Origin of the sequence: Spirillospora sp. NPDC046719 (assembly GCF_040645715.1) — a bacterium.
Lineage (GTDB): Bacteria > Actinomycetota > Actinomycetes > Streptosporangiales > Streptosporangiaceae > Spirillospora.
Genome location: NZ_JBEYYT010000736.1, coordinates 1 through 3,038, shown reverse-complemented (window position 1 = coordinate 3,038; position 3,038 = coordinate 1). Strand labels below are relative to the sequence as shown.

Annotated in this window: 2 protein-coding genes; both read left to right on the top strand. The window is 78.2% G+C overall.

Annotated features, from left to right (window positions below; all coding sequences use genetic code 11):
- Nucleotides 1-558 (top strand): class I adenylate-forming enzyme family protein (locus ABZ914_RS49465; protein ID WP_500201528.1); only part of this gene is annotated, 558 nt, incomplete at its 5' end.
- Between the two features lie 55 nt (nucleotides 559-613).
- Nucleotides 614-3,038: ATP-binding protein (locus ABZ914_RS49460; RefSeq protein WP_500201527.1), on the top strand; the 2,425-nt coding region annotated here is incomplete at its 3' end.

Genomic DNA, 3,038 nt, shown 5'->3' with positions numbered 1-3,038 from the left:
CCTCTCTGCATCTGGTGGCGCGCGCGCCGCGCGCCGGCCTACTCGAGGAACTCCGCCGCCCGCCGCCCCGCCGACCTGCCCGCGGGCGAGGCGGGCGAGGTGTGGGCGCGGACGCCGCAGCGGATGAGCGGCTACGTGGACGACCCCGCGCGGACCGCCGCGGCGTCCCGGGACGGCTGGCTGCGCACCGGCGACGTCGGCCGCCTGGACGGCGACGGGCACCTGTTCCTGCTCGACCGGGCCGAGGACCGGCTCCCCGGCGGCCTGTACGCCCATCCGATCGAGCACGTCCTCAGCGGCCATCCGGCCGTGCTCGACGCCGCCGTGTTCGCGCTCCCGCACACCGCCGGGCGGGTCCTCGCGGGCGTCGTGGTCGGACGGGACGGCCGGCCGGTCGATCTCGACGGGCTGCGCGCGCTGGTCCGCGGCGCGCTCGGCGCGCGCTGCGAGCCGCGGCACCTGTGGGAGATCGACGAGCTGCCGCGCACGCCCGGCGGCAAGCCCGACAAGGCCGCGCTCGCCTCCCGCTTCGCCGCGGACCAGGGCGCCACCGGGTAGCCGGCCCGCAGGCCGCGCGAGGCGGTTCATCCCTTCCGCTGGGATAGTGTGCGGGATGACGGAAAGGGGCGGCTGGGTGCTGATCGGCAGGACCGCCGAACTGGCGGAGCTGACCGGCGCGCTGGACCGGGCCGCCGCCGGCGGCGCCGCCGTGGTGCTGGTCAGCGGCGACGCCGGCGTCGGCAAGACGCATCTGGTGTCCGCGCTCACCGCCGCCGCCCGCGAGCGGGACTGCACGGTCCTGGTCGGGCAGTGCGCCGAGCTGGGCGAGAGCATGCCGTACCTGCCTCTGGCGGACGCGCTGTGGACCGCGTCACGCGGCACGGGCCCGGAGGCGGCCGACGTGCGCGCGGCGCTGGAGTCCCGCCCGGTGCTGCGGCGGCTGCTCCCGGACGGCGAGGGACCACCCGACGCGGCGTCCGAGCTCGGCCAGCAGCAGCTGTTCGGCGCGGTGCTCGGGCTGCTCGGCGAGCTGGGCGCGCGCACCGAGGAGCGGGACCGGCCCGTCCTGCTCGTCCTGGAGGACCTGCACTGGGCCGACCGGTCGACCCGGCACCTGCTGACCTTCCTCAGCCGGGTGCTGTCGCGCGAGCGGGTCTGCCTCGTCGGCACCTACCGCTCCGACGACCTGCACCGCCGGCACCCGCTGCGGCCGGTGGTCGCCGAGCTGCTGCGGCTGCCGACCGTGACCGGCGTCGAGGTCCGCCCGTTCGGCCCGGCCGAGACCGCCGAGTACCTGGCCGGGCTCGCGGGCGGCGGCGCGGCCGTCACCGCCGGCACCGTCGAGCGGGTGCACCGCCGCTCGGAGGGCAACGCGTTCTACGCCGCCGAGCTGTACTCGGCGGAGAGCACCGGCGACGACCTGCCCGCCGGGCTCGCGGACCTGCTGCTGTCGCGGGTCGAGCGGCTGTCGGAGGGCGCGCAGCGGGTCGTCCGGGTCGCCGCGGTCGCCGGCCGCCGCATCGACGACGAGCTGGTCCGGCGGGCGGCGGGCCTGGACGAGGCCGCGGTCGGGGAGGCGCTGCGCGAGGTCGTCTCGCACCAGCTGCTCGTCCCGGCCGGCACCGGGTACACCTTCCGGCACGCGCTGCTGCGCGAGGCCGTCTACGCCGACCTGCTGCCCGGCGAGCGGACCCGGCTGCACGCCGACTTCGCCCGGATGCTCGGCGCGGGCCCCGGCGCCCCGCCGGACGGGCGGCGCGGGTCGGCCGCCGAGCTGGCGCACCACAGCCTCGCCGCGCACGACCTGCCGACCGCGTTCGCCGCGTCGGTGCGGGCGGGCCGGGAGGCCGAGCGGCTCGGCGCGCCCGACGAGGCGTTCGAGCACTACGACCGGGCCCTGGAGCTGTGGGAGGCGGTCCCGGACCCCGAGGGCGCGTCCGGCACCGACCGGATGGGGCTGGCGCTCGACACCGTCCGCACGTCGGGGCGGGCGGGCGAGCAGCGCCGCGCGATCTCCCGGCTACGGCGCCTGCTGGAGCTCGCCGACCCCGCGGACGTCGTGCTCGGCGCCCGGATCCGGGACCGGCTCGCCGAGTACCTCGCCGACGTCGACGAGGACGACGAGTCGCAGGAGATGGCCCGCGCCGCCGTCGCGATGCTGCCGCCGGACCCGCCGCTGCCCGAGCGCGCCGCCGCCCTGTCCACCTACGCCCGCACCCTGCTGTACCGGGACGACCACGGCGAGATGCCCGCGGTCGCGGAGGAGGCGGTCGAGCTGGCGCGCGCCACCGGCGCCACCGGCGCCGAGGCGAGCCTGCTGGTGACGCTCGGCGTGTACCGGGAGACGCGGGAGGCCGACCCGGACGTGGTCGAGGTGTTCGCGCGGGCCCGCGACCTGGCGCTGGAGGGCGGCCGCCAGGTCGTCGCGCTGCGCGCCGCGTTCCACCACGCGCGGGCGAAGTTCGACCGCGGCGACCTCGCCGGCGCCACCGCCGCCGCCGACGAGGCCGTGAAGTGGACGATGGACGCCGGGCTCGGCTGGAGCACCTACGGGATCGTCCTGCGCTGCCTGCGGTACCTGATCCACTACACCGCCGGCGACTGGGCCGAGGCGGACCGGCTCGGCGCCGAGTTCGGGGTGCGGGTCGTGCGGACGCCGGAGGCGCAGGTGTCGGCGTACGCGCTGTTCACCGAGGTCGCGCAGGGCAGCCCGGCGGTGGAGGAGCGGCTGCGCTGGATCGCGCCGCTGTGGGCGCGGGACGCGTTCCTCAACTACGTCGCGCACGGCCTCGCCGCCGAGCACGCGCTCTGGAACGGCGACTTCGCGGGCGCGATCGAGCACGTCGAGCGGACGCTGCGGGAGAGCGTCTACACGCAGGAGTCCCCCGTCATCCGCATCGCGGCGGTCGGCCTGTGGGCGCACGCCGAACTGGCGGCCCGCGCCCGCGCCGCGGGGGACGAGGAGGCGGTCCGCGCCGCGGCGGAGGCGGGCGACGACCTGATCCGGCGCGCCCGCGCCGCCGCCGCGGCCACCCTCG